The 19,252-nt window shown below is 28.4% G+C and carries 17 protein-coding genes, 1 pseudogene and 3 other annotated features; of the genes and pseudogenes, 17 read left to right on the top strand and 1 reads right to left on the bottom strand.

The window, feature by feature from the left end:
• The first annotated feature begins 550 nt into the window (after nt 1–550).
• The 13 genes and pseudogenes from TEGL_RS12935 to TEGL_RS12880 all read left to right on the top strand — a co-directional run bounded on the left by TEGL_RS12935 (nt 551) and on the right by TEGL_RS12880 (nt 13,440).
• Complete coding sequence (locus TEGL_RS12935; RefSeq protein ID WP_018592529.1) at nt 551–1,507, top strand: alpha/beta hydrolase; 957 nt, start codon at nt 551–553, stop codon at nt 1,505–1,507.
• A gap of 23 nt (nt 1,508–1,530) precedes the next feature.
• Complete coding sequence (locus tag TEGL_RS12930; protein ID WP_018592530.1) at nt 1,531–1,695, top strand: hypothetical protein; 165 nt, start codon at nt 1,531–1,533, stop codon at nt 1,693–1,695.
• Between the two features lie 204 nt (nt 1,696–1,899).
• Nucleotides 1,900–2,709 (top strand): 3D domain-containing protein, encoded by an 810-nt coding sequence (locus tag TEGL_RS12925; RefSeq protein WP_018592531.1) that lies wholly within the window; start codon nt 1,900–1,902, stop codon nt 2,707–2,709.
• A 175-nt stretch (nt 2,710–2,884) separates the two neighbouring features.
• A complete protein-coding gene (locus TEGL_RS12920) occupies nt 2,885–4,582 on the top strand; it encodes a phospho-sugar mutase (RefSeq protein ID WP_018592532.1) in 1,698 nt (565 codons plus the stop codon).
• Nucleotides 4,583–4,916: 334 nt separating this feature from the next.
• Nucleotides 4,917–5,057 carry a hypothetical protein gene (locus TEGL_RS12915; protein WP_154650668.1) on the top strand — a complete coding sequence of 47 codons (141 nt, stop codon included), beginning with the start codon at nt 4,917–4,919 and terminating at the stop codon, nt 5,055–5,057.
• 373 nt (nt 5,058–5,430) lie between these two features.
• Complete coding sequence (locus tag TEGL_RS12910) at nt 5,431–6,276, top strand: YihY/virulence factor BrkB family protein (RefSeq protein WP_018592533.1); 846 nt, start codon at nt 5,431–5,433, stop codon at nt 6,274–6,276.
• A gap of 108 nt (nt 6,277–6,384) precedes the next feature.
• Nucleotides 6,385–6,606: a binding site (T-box leader), on the top strand.
• Nucleotides 6,607–6,651: 45 nt separating this feature from the next.
• Nucleotides 6,652–6,879 (top strand) — a binding site (T-box leader).
• Nucleotides 6,880–6,943: 64 nt separating this feature from the next.
• Complete coding sequence (locus TEGL_RS12905) at nt 6,944–8,149, top strand: homoserine dehydrogenase (protein ID WP_018592534.1); 1,206 nt, start codon at nt 6,944–6,946, stop codon at nt 8,147–8,149.
• A 184-nt stretch (nt 8,150–8,333) separates the two neighbouring features.
• A pseudogene (locus TEGL_RS19830) lies at nt 8,334–8,507 on the top strand (hypothetical protein); the annotation flags it as partial.
• A gap of 170 nt (nt 8,508–8,677) precedes the next feature.
• Nucleotides 8,678–8,809 (top strand): hypothetical protein, encoded by a 132-nt coding sequence (locus TEGL_RS12900; protein ID WP_018592535.1) that lies wholly within the window; start codon nt 8,678–8,680, stop codon nt 8,807–8,809.
• A 90-nt stretch (nt 8,810–8,899) separates the two neighbouring features.
• Entirely contained in the window at nt 8,900–10,264 is a 1,365-nt protein-coding gene (locus tag TEGL_RS12895) for a cation:dicarboxylate symporter family transporter (protein ID WP_018592536.1), read from the top strand.
• A 135-nt stretch (nt 10,265–10,399) separates the two neighbouring features.
• Complete coding sequence (locus tag TEGL_RS12890) at nt 10,400–11,308, top strand: C40 family peptidase (RefSeq protein WP_018592537.1); 909 nt, start codon at nt 10,400–10,402, stop codon at nt 11,306–11,308.
• A 37-nt stretch (nt 11,309–11,345) separates the two neighbouring features.
• Entirely contained in the window at nt 11,346–12,221 is an 876-nt protein-coding gene (locus TEGL_RS12885; RefSeq protein ID WP_018592538.1) for an NAD(P)/FAD-dependent oxidoreductase, read from the top strand.
• Between the two features lie 37 nt (nt 12,222–12,258).
• Nucleotides 12,259–13,440 (top strand): cytochrome c biogenesis protein/redoxin, encoded by a 1,182-nt coding sequence (locus TEGL_RS12880; protein ID WP_018592539.1) that lies wholly within the window; start codon nt 12,259–12,261, stop codon nt 13,438–13,440.
• A gap of 132 nt (nt 13,441–13,572) precedes the next feature.
• Here the strand turns inward: TEGL_RS12880 and TEGL_RS12875 are convergent, their stop codons facing one another.
• Entirely contained in the window at nt 13,573–13,935 is a 363-nt protein-coding gene (locus tag TEGL_RS12875) for a hypothetical protein (protein ID WP_018592540.1), read from the bottom strand.
• Nucleotides 13,936–14,150: 215 nt separating this feature from the next.
• Nucleotides 14,151–14,370, top strand: a binding site (T-box leader).
• 147 nt (nt 14,371–14,517) lie between these two features.
• Here TEGL_RS12875 and leuA point away from each other — a divergent pair.
• From leuA to leuB, 4 genes are read left to right on the top strand one after another with little or no spacing between them, the layout of a single operon-like run.
• Nucleotides 14,518–16,227 (top strand): 2-isopropylmalate synthase, encoded by a 1,710-nt coding sequence (gene leuA, locus TEGL_RS12870; protein WP_018592541.1) that lies wholly within the window; start codon nt 14,518–14,520, stop codon nt 16,225–16,227.
• Nucleotides 16,228–16,239: 12 nt separating this feature from the next.
• A complete protein-coding gene (gene leuC, locus TEGL_RS12865) occupies nt 16,240–17,541 on the top strand; it encodes a 3-isopropylmalate dehydratase large subunit (RefSeq protein ID WP_018592542.1) in 1,302 nt (433 codons plus the stop codon).
• Entirely contained in the window at nt 17,535–18,020 is a 486-nt protein-coding gene (leuD, locus tag TEGL_RS12860) for a 3-isopropylmalate dehydratase small subunit (RefSeq protein ID WP_018592543.1), read from the top strand. The genes leuC and leuD overlap by 7 nt, the downstream gene beginning before the upstream one ends.
• An 11-nt stretch (nt 18,021–18,031) precedes the next feature.
• Nucleotides 18,032–19,102 (top strand): 3-isopropylmalate dehydrogenase, encoded by a 1,071-nt coding sequence (gene leuB / locus TEGL_RS12855; protein WP_018592544.1) that lies wholly within the window; start codon nt 18,032–18,034, stop codon nt 19,100–19,102.
• Nucleotides 19,103–19,252 lie beyond the last annotated feature (150 nt).

The following is a 19,252-nucleotide window of genomic DNA, read 5'->3' as shown; positions in this document are numbered from 1 at the left end:
CTGTATATGTATTTTAACAAAAGAATGTATAGTGCTAAATGTGAAAATTCTACAAAAATAAAAATTTTATTTGTAAATGTCAAAAAAAGTATTAGCTTTTCTTAGGAAAATGTTTTATAATTATATTTGTAGTAGAAAAAAGGGAATTTTTATTACAAGTGGAAGTTTGGGTATATTAAATTTAAACTTTGAGTAATCGGTTGAAAAGGTTTTCTTATGGGAAGAGAGAATCTTTTGGGGAAATTGTGATCGGATTTTGCAATAATTAAATTTATTCTTTTCAATAAGTCATTTTAAAATGGGGGTTTTAAAATGACTTATTTTTATTCCAAAAAAGAATCATTGTTTAAGATATATAATTGATTTGTAAAAAATATTATTATATTATTTACTTATAAAGTTTATTAAACAATATAATGAAAAATTAGCTTAAGTAATTTAACCCACCCTAGCACGAATAAATATCGTGCTACTTTTTTTGTATGTAAAGACAAATATGTTAAATATTTGTTATACTTAATATAGAAGATTAATTGAAAGGGTGAAAATTATGAGATATAGCAATTTTTATTTTACTTCTAAAATAGATGATAATGAGATATTTACATATAAGTTTGTATGTGATAAAAATGTAACTGTTAAAGGTGTAGTACAAATATCACATGGTATGGCAGAACATGGGAAAAGGTATGAAGATTTTGCTAAACTATTAACAGATAATGGATATAATGTTTATATTAACGATCATAGAGGTCATGGTAAAACAGCAAAAAGTTTAGAAAATGCAGGTTACTTAGCAGAAGAAAATGGATTTGATTGTTTAGTAGATGATATACATACTTTAACAGAAATAATAAAAGAAGAAAATAAAGATGTACCTTTAATATTATTTGGTCATAGTATGGGATCATTTGCCTCGCAAAACTATGCTATAAAATATGGAGAGGAAATCGATGGATTAATACTTTCTGGTTCAAATGGAGATTTTGGTGCAAAACTAGATTTAGCTAACATAGTAGTAAAATCTACTTGTAAAATTAAAGGAAGAAAATATGTTAGTGAATTTATTGATAATTTATTCTTTGGGTCAAATAATAAAAGCTTTAAACCATGTAGAACAGATTATGACTGGCTAAGTAGAGATGAAAAAGAAGTAGATAAATATATAAATGATTCAATGTGTGGATTTAAGTGCACTTGTGGTTTTTTTGAAGATTTTATACAAGGGCTTAAATTTATAGAAGATAGAGAAAATATAATAAAAATCAGAAAAGATTTACCTATATTAATAATTTCAGGAGATAAAGACCCTGTTGGAAATAACGGAAAGGGCTTACTAAATCTAAAAATTAGATATGAAAAATCTGGTATTGAGGATGTAAAATGTATATTATATAAAGATGGTAGACATGAAATATTAAATGAGATTAATAAAGAAGAAGTAAAAGAAGATGTAATGAAGTGGATAGTTGAAAAAATAGAAAACAAAAAACAAAGTTATTATTAAGAAAATTTTAGGAGGAAATAGAAATGGCAGAAACAAAAATAACAGGATCTTCACAGAGAAATGCAAAGGATGTGGCTATAGAGTTGACAGAATTATATTATAGAGTGTCAAAGGAAGAAGCTAAATCAGCAGAAGAAGTTGGAGAAACTTACGTTAGAATTTACAACATAGTTAAAGATGCAAGATAACTAATTACAAAATATTAAAAAAATTTATTGCTAAAAAGTAGATGGTTACTAAATGTTATCAAAAATAAATATAAAAATTAAATATTAGTTACAAATTAGTTACATATTTTATCACTTCTATAAATATAAATATATAAACAATTTAAAATTTGAAATTTAAAATACTTAAGTTTTATATATTAAATATTTATAGGGGGAGTAAAAATGAAAAATAATATAATTTTTAGAACTTTACTAATAACTCTATCTTTTTGTGTTCTTCTTGCATCATATTTTATATTGAAAAAAGAGCAAATAGTTGTACAGGTAAATGGAAAGGCAACGACTGTAAATACTTATTGTAAGACTGTAAAAGAATTATTGAGTGAAAAAAATATATGTTATAACGAAGATGATATTATATATCCTAGTTTGAATAGTAAATTAGAAGATTATATGAATATAAAGATTACATATGTAGAGCAAATTTCTGTTAGTGAGCATTCACGAATATCATACAAAACTGAAGTTAAAAAAGATAAATCTTTGCCAAAGGGAGTGACTAAAGTTGCTCAGGAAGGAAAAGAAGGAAGAAAAACAACTGTATATGAAGAAATTTATCATGATGGTAAATTGGTATCTAGAGTTGTTAATAAGGAAATGATAAGAGAAGAGCCAGTTAATAAGGTTGTTCTAAAAGGTACAGGAACAAGTTATGTGGCTAGTTCTGTAAATTTATCTACGCGAGAAAAATCTTCGAATACTAACGGAAATAAAATAGTAGTCTCAGCAACTGCTTATAGTGGTGATAGTGTCACTTCTACTGGAACGCGCCCAAGATGGGGAACTATTGCAGTGGATCCTAGAATAATACCTTATGGTACAAAGGTGTATATACCTAAATTTAATATGACTTTTGTAGCAGAAGACTGTGGCGGTGGGATAAAAGGAAATAGAATAGATATATTTATGAATAGCTCCTCAGCTTGTTATAATTGGGGAGTAAGAAGTATAGATATTTATATTGTTGGATAAATTAAAGTATTAGGTCAAGTTTTAACTTGATCTAATACTTTTGTAGTTTTGTAGAAAAAATTAATTTAGATATTAGCGGTTCATGTTTACTAAATAGAAAAATAAGGATAAAATATACATATGATTATTCATATGTGATTATGGATAAAAAGTAAAAAGTAAAGGAGCAACTTAAATGGCATATAGGGGAAAATATAATAGTTGGATAGATAATAAATATTTTGATGAAAAAACTAGAGAAGAATTGATTAATTTAAAAGATAAAGAAAAAGAAATAGAAGATAGATTTTACAAAGATTTAGAGTTTGGTACAGCTGGACTTAGAGGGGTAATTGCAGCGGGAACAAACAGAATAAACAAATATACTATTAGGAGAGCTACTTTTGGTCTAGCTAATTATATATTAAAAAATACTACGAAAGAAGAACAAAAAAGAGGAGTAGTTATAGCTCATGATAATAGATTTATGTCTAGAGAATTTTGTATAGAAGCTGCCAATACACTAGCAGCATGTAATATAAAAGCGTATATATTTAAAAGTTTAAGAACCACTCCAGAGCTTTCTTTTGCAGTTAGAAACTTAAATGCAATAGCAGGTATAGTTATAACGGCTAGCCACAACCCACCAGAATATAATGGATACAAGGTATATTGGGAGGATGGGGCACAAGTAATGCCAGAAATAGCAAATGCAATAACTGAAGAAATAAATTCAATTGAAGATTACTCAATAATACCTACATTAACTGAAGAAAATAAAGATTTAGTGATAGTCTTAGATGAAAAGCAGGACAATGACTTTATTGAAGCAGTTAAAACACAAGTAATAAGAAAAGAATTAGTTAAAAAAGTAGGAAAAGAATTTAAAATAGTTTATACACCACTTTGTGGAACAGGAAATGTACCAGTAAAAAGAGCATTAGAAGAAGTTGGATTTGAAAATGTTCTTGTTGTAAAAGAAGAAGAAATACCAGATCCAAACTTTGCAGGAATAGAATATCCAAATCCTGAAGACCAAAGAGCATTAACTAGAGGAATAGAACTTGCTAAAAAAGAAGGGGCTAATTTAGTAATAGCAACAGATCCAGATTGTGATAGAGTTGGGGTGGCTGTAAAAACTACTTCTGGAGATTATGCACTCCTTACAGGAAATCAAATTGGTGGAATGCTAACTAATTATATAATAGAAGGTCAAAGAGAAGAACATAAATTAAAAGATAATTCAGTGCTTATAAAAACAATCGTTACTTCTGAATTTGGTGCAGACGTAGCAAAAGCAAATAATGTGGAAGTTATGAATGTGCTTACAGGATTCAAGTTTATAGGTGAAAAGATAAAATCTTTTGAAAAGAAAAATGATAAGATTTATTTATTTGGATACGAAGAAAGTTATGGTTACTTAGTTGGAACTCATGCAAGAGATAAAGACGGGGTAGTTGCATCTTTATTAATATCTGAAATGGCTGCATATTATTATTCAAAAGGCATGAGTTTATATGAAGGATTACAGGAGTTATATAAAAAATATGGATACTTCAAAGAAGAAACGATATCTTTAACTTTAGCTGGAATAGAGGGATTAGAAAAAATTGGGGAGATAATTTCGCATTTTAGAAATAATGATATAGAAAATATAAACAATAAAAAAGTTGTTGAAGTTAAAGACTTCGCAAAGGGTATAGATGATTTACCAAAGGCAAACGTATTAAAATACTTTTTAGAAGATGAATCATGGATAGCGGTTAGGCCCTCTGGAACAGAGCCAAAATTAAAGTTCTATGTAGCAGTAAAAGGTAATGATGAAGTTACTTGTGATAGTAAAGTATCCAGTATAAAGAAAAGTATAAACGAAATATTAAACAAATTAATGTAAAAAAAATAATATTATAAGGGAGATATTCGTTTTCTTATGAAGTTTATAATAAAGTAAAGGAAAAGTAATGATTTTTGATTAAAAATATCAAAAGTTATTACTTTTTTTGATTTCGAATATTTGGTAATATATACTTTGCAACAAAAATTATATTTAAATAAAATAATAGTTTATTGAGGAAATATATATTAATGGTGTTAAGTATTAGTATTTTCATGTTAGCTTCCAAATCTGTTTTCTCTATTTTTACAATTAAAAAAACTTCTTTTTACGCTAAATTAATTTCAGTGTGTATAACATATATATAAATAAATCAAGAATATTAACTTAAAATATGAAGATATTTCATAGTATAGTTGATAGTGATAAACATAGCCTTATGCTTATTTGTAATGAAAAAGGAGATACTATTTATGCTAATAAAAACATTAAAGATTATTACTTTAACTTAGAGTATAATGAAATAGAAATCTAAATTCTCTTTTTCATAATATATCTGATGAACTAGATAATAGTAATGAATTATTAAAATCTCTTAATAAGACAGGTTCATGGAGGAAATTATAAAAAATAGCTTTGATGAAATAATGTTAGATTGAGCTATGCAACTAGTAGAGAAACTTAAGAATAAAGAGATATCTATTTAGAGTATGGATATTTCTGATGATATAAAAAGGAATTAGAATTGGAAAAGTTGAAAATATATACAAATGAAAAAGTGGAATTGTTAGATATACATGAAGTATTAAGTATGAGTTAAAATGTAAAATATGAAAAAATAAAATTGTATTAACTATTATATATATTGAAAATAGTAAATAAGAAAAATATAGAATAGGAGGGATAATATGAAAAATAAACTTAATAGTAAATTCCAAATATATAGTAAGAGAATGAAGTTTCTTATGGAATATTCTAATTATAGAGAAATAAATTCCAAAGCAGCTGAAATGTCATTCTATTTACTGTTATCTTTCTTTCCTTTTTTAATATTTACAATAAGTTTAGTGGTATATACACCCATAATTAAGATTAGCAAATATATATTTTTATTAAAGAAAATATTACCTTTAAGTGCTTTTAATATAGTATCATCATTAATGCAATCCGCCATAGAAAATAGAAGTTTTAGTTTTTTAATACTTAGTTTCATGTTAGCCATGTATACCATGTCTAGGGCAGTATTGTCACTGATTAGAGGTATGAATAGATCATATAATATTAGGGAAACTAGACCATATTTTGAGGTATTATTCATATCTTTAGTATTTGTAATAATGTTAGTTGTTTTGATTTTTACATCTATGATATTTTTAGTATTTGGTGAGAGGTTAGGTTCATTTTTATTTAATTTAATTGGTTTGGATCAATATTTTATGTATATTTGGAATCTTTGTAGATATGTGGTTGGAATTATAACTGTAATTATTATTTTGATGAACTTATATAGATTTACTCCAAATAAAAAGCTGTCTTTTAAAGAAGTATTGCCAGGAGCTATAGTGTCTACCTTATGTTGGCTAGTAGCATCATTTTGTTATTCATTTTACACAAACAATTTTGCAAGGTATGATATTATTTATGGAAGTTTAGGTGGAATTATCGTACTTATGACTTGGGTTTATTTAAGCAGTTGGACTATATTAATTGGTTGTGAAATAAATGCAAGGTTATATAAAAGAAAAATAAGATGAATTTGTATCACTTATTATAATTTTTAATATATTATGATTAATAAATTAAAAATTATCTTGACATTTAGTAATAATTCTTATAATATTAATTTAATATAATTTAGAGTTATAAAAGCGATGAATAGGAAGAGTAAATCTAATTCGATTACCAGAGAGAAAAGCTCATAGGCTGTAAGGCTTTTCAAATTAGAGGGATTGAAAACTACCTAGGAGCTGTGATCTGAAGTAATCTAATTGATTTCAGTAAGATTAACCGTAAGCTGCGTTAAAGCATTAAGTGGATTTTAAATCAATTTAGGTGGAACCGCGGGAAGATATCTCGTCCTTATTTATAAGGGCGAGTTTTTTAATTTAAAGAAAAATACAAGTCAATATTTAAAAGCGATGAATAGGAAGAGTAAATCTAATTCGATTATCAGAGAGAAAAGCTCATAGGCTGTAAGGCTTTTCAAATTAGAGGGATTGAAAACTACCTAGGAGCTGTAATCTGAAGAAATCTGACTGATTTTAGTAAGATTAACCGTAAGCTGCGTTAAAGTTTAAAGTGAGTTTTATTTATAATAAAACTAAATTGGGTGGAACCGCGAGAGACTCGTCCCTTTATGAGAGATTAGTCTCTTTTTTGATTGAAAAAATTTATTATGTAAAATAAAAAGGAGGTTTTAGTATGAAGATAGCTATACTTGGATATGGAACAGTGGGAAAAGGTCTTGTACAAATGATTGAGGGAAATAAGAATAAAAGGAATATAGAAATAACAAGCATATTAGTAAGAGATAAAAATAAATATAAATCCTCTAAATATGCAAATATAATAACTGAAAATATTGAGGATGTATTTAAAGCAGATATTGATATTTTAGTTGAATTAATGGGAGGTTTACATCCTTCATATGAATATATAAAAAGAGCATTGGAAAGCAAAATTAATGTAGTTACAGCTAATAAGGATATGCTAGCAGAGTATGGGGATAAACTTGTTAAGCTAGCAAAAGAAAATAATGTAAGCCTTAAATTTGAAGCATCTGTCGGAGGTGGAATACCAGTTCTTAAACCTTTAACAGAGTCTTTAGAAGGTAATTCTATTGATAGTATGTATGCCATATTAAATGGAACAACAAACTTTATTTTAAGCAAAATGTACAATGAAGGTTTGTCTTATGATGAAGTATTAAAAGAAGCTCAAGAATTAGGTTTTGCAGAAGCTAATCCAGAAGCGGATGTGGAAGGATATGATGCAGCAAGAAAATTATCTATCTTATCAACTTTGGCTTACAATCGTAGAGTGTATTGGAAAGACTTTTATTTAGAAGGAATATCAAAAATTGATATGAAGGATATTAATTATGCGAAAAAAATGGGGTGCAAAATTAAGCTAGTTGGCCAAAGTAAGAAGAAGAATGAAAAGGTTAGTGGTTTTGTAAGACCTGTTCTTGTTGACAATGATAACTTATTATCTCAAATAGATAACGAATATAATATAGTTGTATTTAATGGAGATTCTGTTGGAGAATTATCTTTTGTGGGCAAAGGAGCAGGAAAAGAACCTACAGGTAGTGCCGTTTATGCAGATGTTATAGATATTTTTGACAATAGAATTGCTAATATAGATCAATTTACAAAAGATAAAATTGAAGTGGAAAAAACAATTAACAATAAGTGTCAAGTTTTATTAAGATTTAAATCTCCTAGAAAAGAAGAAATAATATCTCTAATTAATGCTTGTATAGATGAATATGACATAATTGACGATAATGATGAATTGGCAGTTATGGTTTATGCAGAATCTGAATATGAAATTAATAATATCTTATGTTTAATAAAAGACAAAGGATACTGTAAAGAAAGCAGAAAATTATTGAAAATTAGATAAATATAAATATTAAAAATGATCTAATGAAATTAAATATTCTTTATGGGGGATTTTTAACTTATTAATATTGAAAAATGTAATCGATGAGAAAAATGATTTGTATATTTAGGGAATAAGATATTTAAAAACATTATTTTTAAATATGTAATAATTATAAGCATAAAAAAGGGAAGATAAAGCAGATTTATATAAAGTTGATATTAATGAAAGTATAGAGTTAACAGAAAAATTTGTTGCATCAACCGCTCCAACAGTAATAGTATTTAAAGATGGTAAAGAAATGTATATACTAGAAGGGTTTATACATAAAGATAATTTAATTGATAAACAGAATCATATTTATAAGATAATTATTTAATGTAAAAAGAGTTATTTCACTAATTATTGGTGTTATAGCTCTTTTTTTAAAATCTATTATATGGATTTTGTTTAGAACTTTTATATTAATAATAAAATTGGTATAAAAATATTAAAAGAAAGTAATATTGGAACTTTAGGGTAATAAAATAAGATTTGGAGAATTATTGATTGTTATATAAAAAAGTAAGTAATAACACAATAGAATCTACTTATTATTTAAGTGAATCAGGATTAAATTTACCTCCTATTGTAGAAAATATGATTTCATGGAGTAATAATAATTTGTCTTGTGGAAAATAATATAGTTACAAAAAAGTGCCTAGTTGATACAAAAATCCTTTCTTAGTATAGTGTATACATAATAAAAATAAAAAGAAAGGAAGTATAAATATGAGTTCTACATTTTTTTCACAATTTTTGATGATAACTAATGTACTAACTTTAATTTCAATAGTAGCATTAATAATAATATTTTCTGTGCTTAAAAAATTAAGTAAAAAATTAGATTTTACTAAGTTAATGATATCATCAACAATAATAGGGGTATTCTTAGGTGTAGCAATACAATATATGGCTAAATTCCCTAGTGATCCTAGTAAAGTAATTTGGTTAACCGAGGTAGGCAAGTGGTATGGTCTATTTGGATATGGATTTATGGACTTGTTAAAAATGTTAGTAGTACCTATAGTGTTTTTATCCATAGTAAGAGTAATTATGAATTTAAAAAGTAGTGAAAATATAGGAAAGTTAACGTTTAGATCTGTTGGAATGTTACTTGGAACTACTGCCATAGCAGCAACAGTTGGAATAATAGTTGGTAATTTATTTAAACTAGGGGTATCAGATACAGTAATATCATCATCTGTAAATCAAATGAAAGAAATAACACCTGTTGTAGATACTTTAAGAAATTTACTACCATCAAATCCAGTACAAGCAATGGCAGAAGCTAATATAGTAGCTATAGTAGTGTTTGCGACTTTTATAGGTTTAGCAATAAAAAGATTAAACAACAAGCATGCTCAAGCTATTAAACCTTTTGTAGATTTTGTAGAAGCTTTTTATAAAATAATTATAAGTGTATCAATAACTGTAATTAAATTTATGCCATATGCAGTTGTAGCGATGATGGCTAATGCAATAGTAGGACGTGGTGTTTCTGCCATATTTGATGTAATAGACTTTATTATTGCTTTATATGTAAGTATATTAATAATGTTTATAATACACTTAATGATAATTACCTTAAGTGGAGTTAATCCTATTACTTACTTAAAAGGTGTATCTAAAGCTTTGGTGTTAGCACTTACATCCAGATCAAGTGTAGGTACATTACCTGTAACAGTTGAATCTTTAACAGAAAACTTAAAAATTGATGAAGGAATAGCAAGCTTTGTTACGAGTTTAGGTTCGAATATGGGTATGAATGGATGTGCAGGTATTTACCCAGCTTTAATGGCTGTAACTATTGCACATATGTCGGGTACACAGATGGATTTTAGCTTCTATGTAATGCTAATAATAGTAATTACCATAAGTTCTTTGGGAATAGCTGGAATACCAGGAACGGCAGCTATGGCTGTCTCTGTAGTAATTTCAGGTGTTGGTATGGGAGCTTTTTTCCCATATGCAGGCGGAATATTAGCAATAGATCCAATATTAGATATGGGACGTACAATGCTTAATGTAAATGGAAGTATGACATCTACAGTAGTAGTTGCAAAATCATTGAATAAAATTAATAAAAAAGAATAAATAAAAAGAAAGATTAATTTTGATTTTGTATGATAAGGTTACAAAAAAGTGCCTAATTGATGGTATTTTTCACTTTTGTTATATTATATATAAGATTTCATAATCTTATATATAATATAACATAGGAGAGAGATGATGATAAGAGGCACAAAAGTAATGACAGGATTAACAATAATGGGGACGGTAATATCCATATCAAGCGTATATGCTGATAATCAAGAAGGAATAGTAAATACTAGTGTTTTAAATATAAGAAATGGACCAAGCACTAGTTATACTATAATTACTCAAGTTAAATTAGGTAACAAGTTACAAATATTAGGCAAAAAAGATGGGTGGTATAAGGTAAAGTTATCTAATGGAACAACTGGTTATGGTAGTTCACAATATATAAATATAAATGAGAATAATGCAAGTTCAGACAATAGCATAAATATGGAAGGAAAAAAAGGACAAATAAAAGTAAATGGCAGTCTTAATGTAAGAAAAGGTCCTTCTACCGATTATGCAGTAGTTGCAAAATTAAGAAATAACGAGATAGTAAATTTATTAGAAAAAAGTAATGGATGGTACAAAGTAAAACTATCGAATGGAATTATTGGATGGACAAGTGGAGATTATATATCTATTTATACAGGATCTACTTCAAACCCTGAATCAAGTACTAATGTTCAAAAAGTACAGTCCATAGTAAAAATGGCTCATGAACAGTTAGGTAAGCCTTATGTATGGGGAGCAGAAGGTCCAAATAGTTTTGACTGTTCAGGTTTAGTACATTATATATTTGGAAAACATAAAATACAAACTCCAAGAGTATCTAGGGATCAGTACAAAATAGGTAAGACAGTAAGTAAATCCAATTTACAGCCAGGAGATTTGATATTTTCAAGTACAGCTTCAGATGGACAAGTAACACATGTAGGAATTTATGTAGGAAATGGTCAAATGATACATGCCCCAAATTCTAAGAGTGTTGTAAAAAAAGTTGATATAAACAATAGCTACTGGAAGAGCGTTTATGTTGGAGCTAAAAGGATATTATAATAACAGAATTAATAACAAAATTATTAGGAGGAAAAAAATGAGATACGATATAGCAATAGTAGGAAGTGGACCAGCTGGATTAGCAGCATCAATAAATGCAAAAATTAGAAATAAAAATATAATATTATTTGGGAATGATAATGCGAGTGTAAAAATAACAAAAGCACCCTCAATAGAAAATTATTTAGGATTTGAAGAAATAACGGGTGTTCAGCTAAAGGATAAATTTATTTCGCATGTGAAAAGTATGGGTGTAAAAATAACAGAAAAAAGAATAAATAATATTTACAGCATGGGGGATTATTTTACTTTAGTTAGTGGAGAGGATATGTATGAAGCAACGACTGTTGTACTAGCTACTGGTGTGGAATATGGAAAAATGATTAGAGGTGAAGAAAAGTACTTAGGTAAAGGTGTAGGATACTGTGCTACTTGTGATGCAGCGCTTTATAGAAATAAAAAGGTTGCAATTATAGGTAGCAATCATGAAGGAGAAGAAGATGCTAATTTTTTAAGCGAAATAGCAAGTGAAGTGTATTATATACCAACATACAAAATGACAAATAATCTTAATGAAAGTATAAAAATAATAGAAGATAGACCTGTTGAAATAAAAGGTGACAAACTAGCAAATAAATTAGTACTTAGAAATCAAGAATTAGACATAGATGGTATTTTTGTAATAAAAGATAGCGTATCGCCTAAATATATGGTTCCAGGAGTGGAAGTAGATGGACCACACATAAAATGTGATAAGGATATGAAAACAAATATTGCCGGTTTGTATGCTGCAGGAGATTGTGCGGGTAAGCCATATCAATATTTAAAATCAGCAGGACAAGGACAAACAGCTGTATTAAGTGCAATTTCATATTTAGACAAGAAAAGGATAGAAGAAAGAAACAAAGAATAGATAGAAATATAAAAAACAAAATTTAGGGGGATTATTAATGGAGAAGTTAAATTTAGTAGTGGTGTTTATAGAAGGATTATTATCCTTCTTATCACCGTGTATATTACCAATATTACCAATATATTTAAGTATGCTATCAAATAGCAGCATTGAAAATATGAAAAAAGGAAGTTTTGTTACAAGTTCCTTATTTAGAAATACCCTGTTCTTTACACTCGGAATTTCAACAACATTTTTTATATTAGGATCATCAGTAAATGTGCTTAGTTCATTCTTTAGTGCAAATAAAAATTTAATTACAATGATAGGTGGAGCTATTATAGTTTTTATGGGTCTATTCTACATGAATATAATAAAAGTGAACTTTTTAAATAAAGAAAAAAGATTCCAAATGAAAGCTAAAAAAATGAATCCAATATCATCATTTTTACTAGGCTTTACTTTTAGTTTTGGATGGACTCCATGTATAGGACCGATACTTGCCTCTGTGCTGATTATGTCTTCTAGTTCAAATAGCAGTTCATTCTCTTACTTATTAATAGGAATATATACTATAGGATTTATTTCACCGTTTATCTTAATGTCTTTATTCTACAATAAACTTATAAATAAAATAGATAAAGTAAAAAATCATATGGACACGATAAAAAAATTTGGTGGGTTAATACTTATTATATCAGGATTAGTAATGTTTTCAGGTGGATTTACTAATAACTTAAATACTTCTAAAATGGAAAATCAAAATAAATCAGAAAGTAGTCAAAGTACAACTGCGCAAGAAGATGCTAAAAAGGTAGAAGCTTTAGATTTTACTTTATATGATCAATATGGAAAAGAGCATAAACTTAGTGATTATAAAGGTAAGACTGTATTCTTAAACTTTTGGGCAACATGGTGTCCTCCGTGTAGAGGAGAGATGCCATATATAGAAGAATTATACAAAGAATACAATAAAAATAAGGATGATGTAGTAATACTTGGTGTAGCATCACCGAATGTTGGTAGTGAAGGTAGCCAAGAGGAAATAGAAAAGTTTTTAGATGAAGAAGGCCATACTTTCCCTACGTTATTTGATGAAGGTGGAAGTCAAATATATCAATATGGAATAAGTTCATTTCCATCTACGTTTATAATAGATAAAAATGGTTATATAATTCAATATGTTCCAGGGGCAATGAATAAAGAGACTATGAAAGCTCTCATTGAGTCTGGAAAGTAAAGTTCTTAAGAAGAAATAATAGAGCTGCATTACAAGTGATTAAAAGTTTGTATTGCAGTTTTTTGTATTATTTAGTATATTTCAAAATAAAAAAGTGTATCGCACTATTTTTAGTACGATATCACCTTTTTATTAGAATTTCTTAACTTCTTTTCTATCAAATAATTTGTGGCTTATCAAGTCTACATATGGCTTACCTATAATGTATGATGCAGATAAATAGACTCTTCTTTTATCTTGTCTTTGCCAAAGTCTAAACTTAAGGTTTTCGTTACTTTTGAAAAAATTTTTATAGTAAAATTCAACTTTTTCTAATATTCTTGCTTCTTCTTCGTTTATTTTTACTTCGGCTAAAATTTCTTGGATTCTCTCATTAATTTTTTTATCAGAAAGGTAAGACAAACATAATTGAAATTGGAGTTTGTAATCTACGTCTTTGTACTCCTCATAAATAGATTTTGCCATTTTATGAGCATCTTTGTATATGTCATCCATTTCATAATCTCCTTCCATGATAATTTACTATTCTACAACCCTTTATATATATTATTAAACAGAAAGAATATTAATTCCCCTAAATATAAATAAATACAATAATTGAAAATTTTTTTGAAGCTGTAATCTTAATAAAATTAAAAATTTAGAAAATTCTAAAAAATATATTAACGTTAGTTTGACTCTAGTATATTATTACTAATAAGTTAAATAATTAAAAAGCTAAGAATAGGAGTAGTAAGAATACTGAAGCTTATAGAGAGCCAAAGGTTGGTGGAATTTGGTAGTGGATTGTTATGAACTTGTCTAGGAGCTGTTTACGAAAAGTAAACCGTAGATCTACGTTATAGGATGAATAATCTTTAGGATTATTGTAAAGTGAACTTATTTAAGTTAACTAGAGTGGTACCGCGAGAGTTAAACCTCGTCTCTAAATATTTAGAGACGAGGTTTTTTATTTCTAGAAATATTTAAAAATTTATGAGAAGTATATTTATATTTTGGATACAATGTACAAGAATTAAATTTTAAAGTAATTAAAAAGTAGTGAAGTTTTATTTAAAAATAAGGGGGGGATTTGATATGAACTTTGATTGTAAAAAGTATAAAAGACCTAATTTTCAGCCAAAAAACTTTAAAAATAGAGAGTGGCCTGATAATGAAATAGTTAGTGCACCAATTTGGTGTAGTGTAGATTTAAGAGATGGTAATCAATCTTTACCAATTCCCATGAGTGTAGATGAAAAAATAGAAATGTTTAATATGTTATTGGAAGTTGGATTTAAGGAAGTTGAAATAGGTTTTCCATCAGCATCACAAACTGAATATGATTTTCTAAGAAAATTAATAGATGAAAATTTAATACCAGATGATGTAACAGTTCAAGTATTAACACAGTCAAGGGAACACCTAATAGTAAAAACTTTTGAAGCATTAAAAGGATGTAAAAAAGCAATTGTTCATTTATATAATTCTACATCCATACTTCAAAGAGATGTGGTGTTTAATAAAAGTAAAGAAGAAATTATAGATATTGCAGTTGAAGGAGCTGAAATTTTTAATAGAGAAGCAAAAAAATATGCTGAAATTAACTTTCAATATGAATATTCCCCAGAAAGCTTTACAGGAACAGAAATGGATTATGCATTAGAAATTTGTGAAGCTGTCATGGATGTTTGGAAGCCAACACCAGAAAATAAAATGATTATAAATTTACCTTCAACTGTGGAGATGACAACACCGAACCTTTATGCAGATCAAATTGAATGGTTTAGTAATACTGTGAAAAATAGAGAATGTGTAATCATAAGTTTACATCCACATAATGATAGAGGAACTTCTGTGGCAGCTTGTGAGTTGGGGCTTTTAGCTGGAGCTGACAGAATAGAAGGAACATTATTTGGAAATGGGGAGAGAACAGGTAACCTGGATATAATTACAACTGCAATGAATATGTATTCTAATGGTATAAACCCTGAACTTGATTTTAGTAATATTAGTGATATAACAGATATTTATAAAAAATGTACAAAACTTGATGTTCATGTTCGTCATCCTTATGCTGGAGGCTTGGTATTTTGTGCTTTTTCTGGTTCTCATCAAGATGCCATAAGAAAAGGCATGAAAGCAAGAGATGAAAGAAAAGAATATGAGTGGAAAGTGCCTTATTTGCCAATTGATCCTCATGATTTAGGAAGAGAATACACAGAAATTATAAGAATTAATTCTCAATCAGGGAAAGGTGGGGCAATCTACATTATGGAAAATGAATTTGGTTTCAATATTCCTAAAAATATGCATAAATACTTTGGTAGAGTAGTTAAGCAATCGTCAGATAAAAGGGGTAAGGAATTGTCACCTAAGGAAATTTATGACTTATTTAATGAGTGGTATATAGATATAGCCACACCATACAAACTTAAAAAATACAGAATTAACTCTGTAAACTCAGATGTATATGATATTAAAAACTGTGCTGAAAATAATATATTGGAGTTAGAAGCCATAATAAATTTTGAAGGTGGAGACTATGTAATTAAAGGTGAAGGAAACGGACCAATAGATGCCTTTAACAATGCACTAAAACAAAAAGAACTTAAAAATTACAAATTTAAAAATTACTATGAGCATGCTTTAAGTGATGGATCCCATGCAAAAGGTGTGGCTTATGTGGAAATAGAAGAAGGTAATGAACCATACTTTGGTGTGGGAATTTCAGAAAATATAAATACAGCAGCAATTAATGCACTAATGAATGCAATTAATAAAAGTTATATGAAAATGATAATATAGGGGGAAGAATTCATGGGAGTGACGATGACACAAAAAATATTAGCATCTCATGCTAATTTGAAAGAAGTGAAAAAGGGGCAATTAATAGAAGTTAATTTAGACTTAGTTCTTGGAAATGATATAACAACTCCTGTTGCCGTAAGTGAGTTTGAAAAATTAAATACAAAAAAAGTCTTTGATGACAGTAAAGTAGCCATAGTACTTGATCATTTTACACCAAATAAAGATATAAAAAGTGCTCAACAATGTAGAGTGGCAAGAAATTTTGCTAACAATAAAAATATAAAAAATTACTTTGATGTTGGAGATATGGGAATTGAACATTGTTTGCTTCCTGAAAAAGGATTGGTGACAGCAGGAGATGTAGTCATAGGAGCAGATTCACATACTTGCACTTATGGAGCACTGGGGGCATTTTCCACAGGAATAGGCTCCACAGACATGGCAGCAGGAATGGCAAGTGGCAAAGCTTGGTTCAAAGTTCCCGGAGCTATGAAATTTGTTTTGAAAAATAAATTAGAAAAATATATAAGTGGAAAAGATATTATTTTACATATTATAGGAAAGATAGGCGTGGATGGAGCAAGATATATGTCTATGGAATTTGTGGGAGATGGTGTAGCACACTTAACTATGGATGATAGATTTACTATTTGTAATATGGCAATAGAAGCAGGGGCGAAAAACGGAATATTTCCAGTAGATGAAAAAACAATGGAATATATAAAAGCTCATCCTTGTGAAAGTACAAAAAAAAGTCCAAAGTTTTTTAGTGCAGATGAAGATGCTGACTATGATGAAGTCATAGAAATAGATTTAAGTGAATTAAAGCCAATAGTAGCCTTTCCTCATTTACCAGAAAATACAAAAACTATAGATGAAATTACAGAAAATATAAAAATAGACCAAGTAGTAATAGGCTCTTGTACAAATGGTAGAATAAATGATTTGAAAATAGCATCAGAAATAATGAAGGGCAAAAAAGTAGCAAAAGACGTGAGATGTATAGTATTCCCAGGTACTCAAAACATTTATTTGGAAGCCATAGAAAAAGGATATATTTCTGATTTAGTAAAAGCTGGAGCTGCCATATCCACACCAACTTGTGGACCGTGTTTAGGTGGACATATGGGAATATTAGCAGAAGGTGAAAGAGCAGTATCTACTACAAATAGAAATTTCGTAGGAAGAATGGGTCATGTGGATTCAGAAATTTATTTAGCAAGTCCAGCAGTGGCAGCTGCATCTTCCATAACAGGGAAAATATCATCACCAGAGGAAGTATTTGAAGCAAAGGAGGAAGTAACATGTTAGCAAATGGAAAAGTTTTTAAATATGGAGATAATATAGACACGGATGTAATAATACCAGCAAGATATTTAAACACACCTGATATGAAGGAGTTAGCATCACATTGTATGGAAGATATAGATAAAAATTTTGCGAAAAAAGTTAATGAAGGAGATATAATTGTTGCAAATAAAAATTTTGGGTGTGGATCTTCAAGAGAACATGCTCCAATAGCTATAAAGGAAAGTGGAATATCTTGTGTAATAGCTTTTACTTTTGCAAGAATTTTTTATAGAAATGCCATAAATATAGGACTTCCAATTTTGGAATGTGAAGAAGCAGCTAGAAAAATTGAAGAAGGAGATAAACTAGAAATAGATTTTAATAGTGGGATTATAAAAAACATAAGTAAAAATGAAAAATATAAGGCTGAGCCTTTTCCAGAGTTTATGCAAAATATAATTTCCAATGGTGGGTTGATTAAGTCAATTGAGAAAAATTAGGGGAGAAAATAATGGACTATAAAATAGCAGTAATAAAAGGTGATGGTGTAGGACCAGAAATTATAAATGAAGGAATAAAAATTTTAAATAAAATAGGTAAAAAATATAATCATAATTTTAAACTTACGGACGTATTGGGAGGGGGAACAGCCGTGGATAAAATGGGAAATCCACTTCCAAAAGAAACCTTAGATGAGTGTAAAAAAAGTGATGCAGTGTTGCTTGGTGCTGTGGGAGGAGCCAAATGGGATAATATAGACTCTTCTATAAGACCAGAAAGAGGACTTTTAACTTTAAGGTCAGAACTTAATTTATTTGTAAACCTAAGACCAGTAACTATGCATGAAAGTATAAAAGAAGCATCACCACTAAGAAGTGATATAGTTGAAAAGGGAATAGATTTTGTAGTGGTCAGGGAACTTACTGGTGGGATTTATTTTGGTGAGAGAAAAACAGAAGAAATAGACAATGTTGAAGTGGCTTATGATGTGGAAAAATACGATGAAAATGAAATAAGAAGAATAGGGAAAAAAGCTTTTGAAACGGCTAGAATTAGAAATAAAAAATTAACTTGTGTAGATAAAGCAAATGTTCTTGATAGTTCTAAACTTTGGAGAAAAATAATGAAGGAAACAAGTAAAGAATATAAAGACGTTGAACTTGATTTTATGTATGTAGACAATGCTGCCATGCAGTTAATAAAAAATCCTAGCCAGTTTGATACAATAGTTACTAATAATATATTTGGAGATATTATTTCAGATGAAGCTTCAATGTTAACGGGTTCTATTGGAATGCTTCCATCTGCATCTCTTAGAGATGATAAGTTTGGAATGTATGAGCCAATTCATGGAAGTGCTCCAGATATTGCTGGTAAAGATATAGTAAATCCCATAGCTACAATTTTATCTGTTGCTATGATGCTTAGATATTCATTTGATTTGGAAAAAGAAGCTAAAGAAATAGAAGATGCAGTTACAAAAGTTCTTAGTAAAGGATATAGAACGATAGATATATACAATGGAAAAGGAAATATTATAGGTACAAAAGAAATGGGATGTTTAATAGCTAATAAAATATAAATAATCTACAAATAAAGCGCCTTTTAACTTATTAATATTAAATAAGTATGATAGGTGTTTTATTTATATTTAATCATGTATAAAATAAAAGAATATATTGATACATTATTGTTGACATCTAGTATGTAAATAGATAGGATTATTTTTGTA

The sequence above is a fragment of the Terrisporobacter glycolicus ATCC 14880 = DSM 1288 genome (assembly GCF_036812735.1).
In the GTDB taxonomy this organism is placed as follows: domain Bacteria; phylum Bacillota; class Clostridia; order Peptostreptococcales; family Peptostreptococcaceae; genus Terrisporobacter; species Terrisporobacter glycolicus.
This window is presented reverse-complemented; position numbering and strand designations above follow the sequence as displayed.

What these genes read in the sequence shown, in the direction of transcription:
- TEGL_RS12910 (WP_018592533.1), top strand. Translation starts at nt 5,431, where the DNA reads ATGAAAAATAAACTTAATAGTAAATTCCAAATATATAGTAAGAGAATG.
- leuB (WP_018592544.1), top strand. Translation starts at nt 18,032, where the DNA reads ATGGACTATAAAATAGCAGTAATAAAAGGTGATGGTGTAGGACCAGAA.
- TEGL_RS12915 (WP_154650668.1), top strand. Translation starts at nt 4,917, where the DNA reads ATGAAGATATTTCATAGTATAGTTGATAGTGATAAACATAGCCTTATG.
- TEGL_RS12925 (WP_018592531.1), top strand. Translation starts at nt 1,900, where the DNA reads ATGAAAAATAATATAATTTTTAGAACTTTACTAATAACTCTATCTTTT.
- TEGL_RS12875 (WP_018592540.1), bottom strand. Translation starts at nt 13,935, where the DNA reads ATGGATGACATATACAAAGATGCTCATAAAATGGCAAAATCTATTTAT.
- TEGL_RS12930 (WP_018592530.1), top strand. Translation starts at nt 1,531, where the DNA reads ATGGCAGAAACAAAAATAACAGGATCTTCACAGAGAAATGCAAAGGAT.
- TEGL_RS12885 (WP_018592538.1), top strand. Translation starts at nt 11,346, where the DNA reads ATGAGATACGATATAGCAATAGTAGGAAGTGGACCAGCTGGATTAGCA.
- TEGL_RS12905 (WP_018592534.1), top strand. Translation starts at nt 6,944, where the DNA reads ATGAAGATAGCTATACTTGGATATGGAACAGTGGGAAAAGGTCTTGTA.
- leuD (WP_018592543.1), top strand. Translation starts at nt 17,535, where the DNA reads ATGTTAGCAAATGGAAAAGTTTTTAAATATGGAGATAATATAGACACG.
- TEGL_RS12920 (WP_018592532.1), top strand. Translation starts at nt 2,885, where the DNA reads ATGGCATATAGGGGAAAATATAATAGTTGGATAGATAATAAATATTTT.
- TEGL_RS12895 (WP_018592536.1), top strand. Translation starts at nt 8,900, where the DNA reads ATGAGTTCTACATTTTTTTCACAATTTTTGATGATAACTAATGTACTA.
- leuC (WP_018592542.1), top strand. Translation starts at nt 16,240, where the DNA reads ATGGGAGTGACGATGACACAAAAAATATTAGCATCTCATGCTAATTTG.
- TEGL_RS12890 (WP_018592537.1), top strand. Translation starts at nt 10,400, where the DNA reads ATGATAAGAGGCACAAAAGTAATGACAGGATTAACAATAATGGGGACG.
- leuA (WP_018592541.1), top strand. Translation starts at nt 14,518, where the DNA reads ATGAACTTTGATTGTAAAAAGTATAAAAGACCTAATTTTCAGCCAAAA.
- TEGL_RS12880 (WP_018592539.1), top strand. Translation starts at nt 12,259, where the DNA reads ATGGAGAAGTTAAATTTAGTAGTGGTGTTTATAGAAGGATTATTATCC.
- TEGL_RS12935 (WP_018592529.1), top strand. Translation starts at nt 551, where the DNA reads ATGAGATATAGCAATTTTTATTTTACTTCTAAAATAGATGATAATGAG.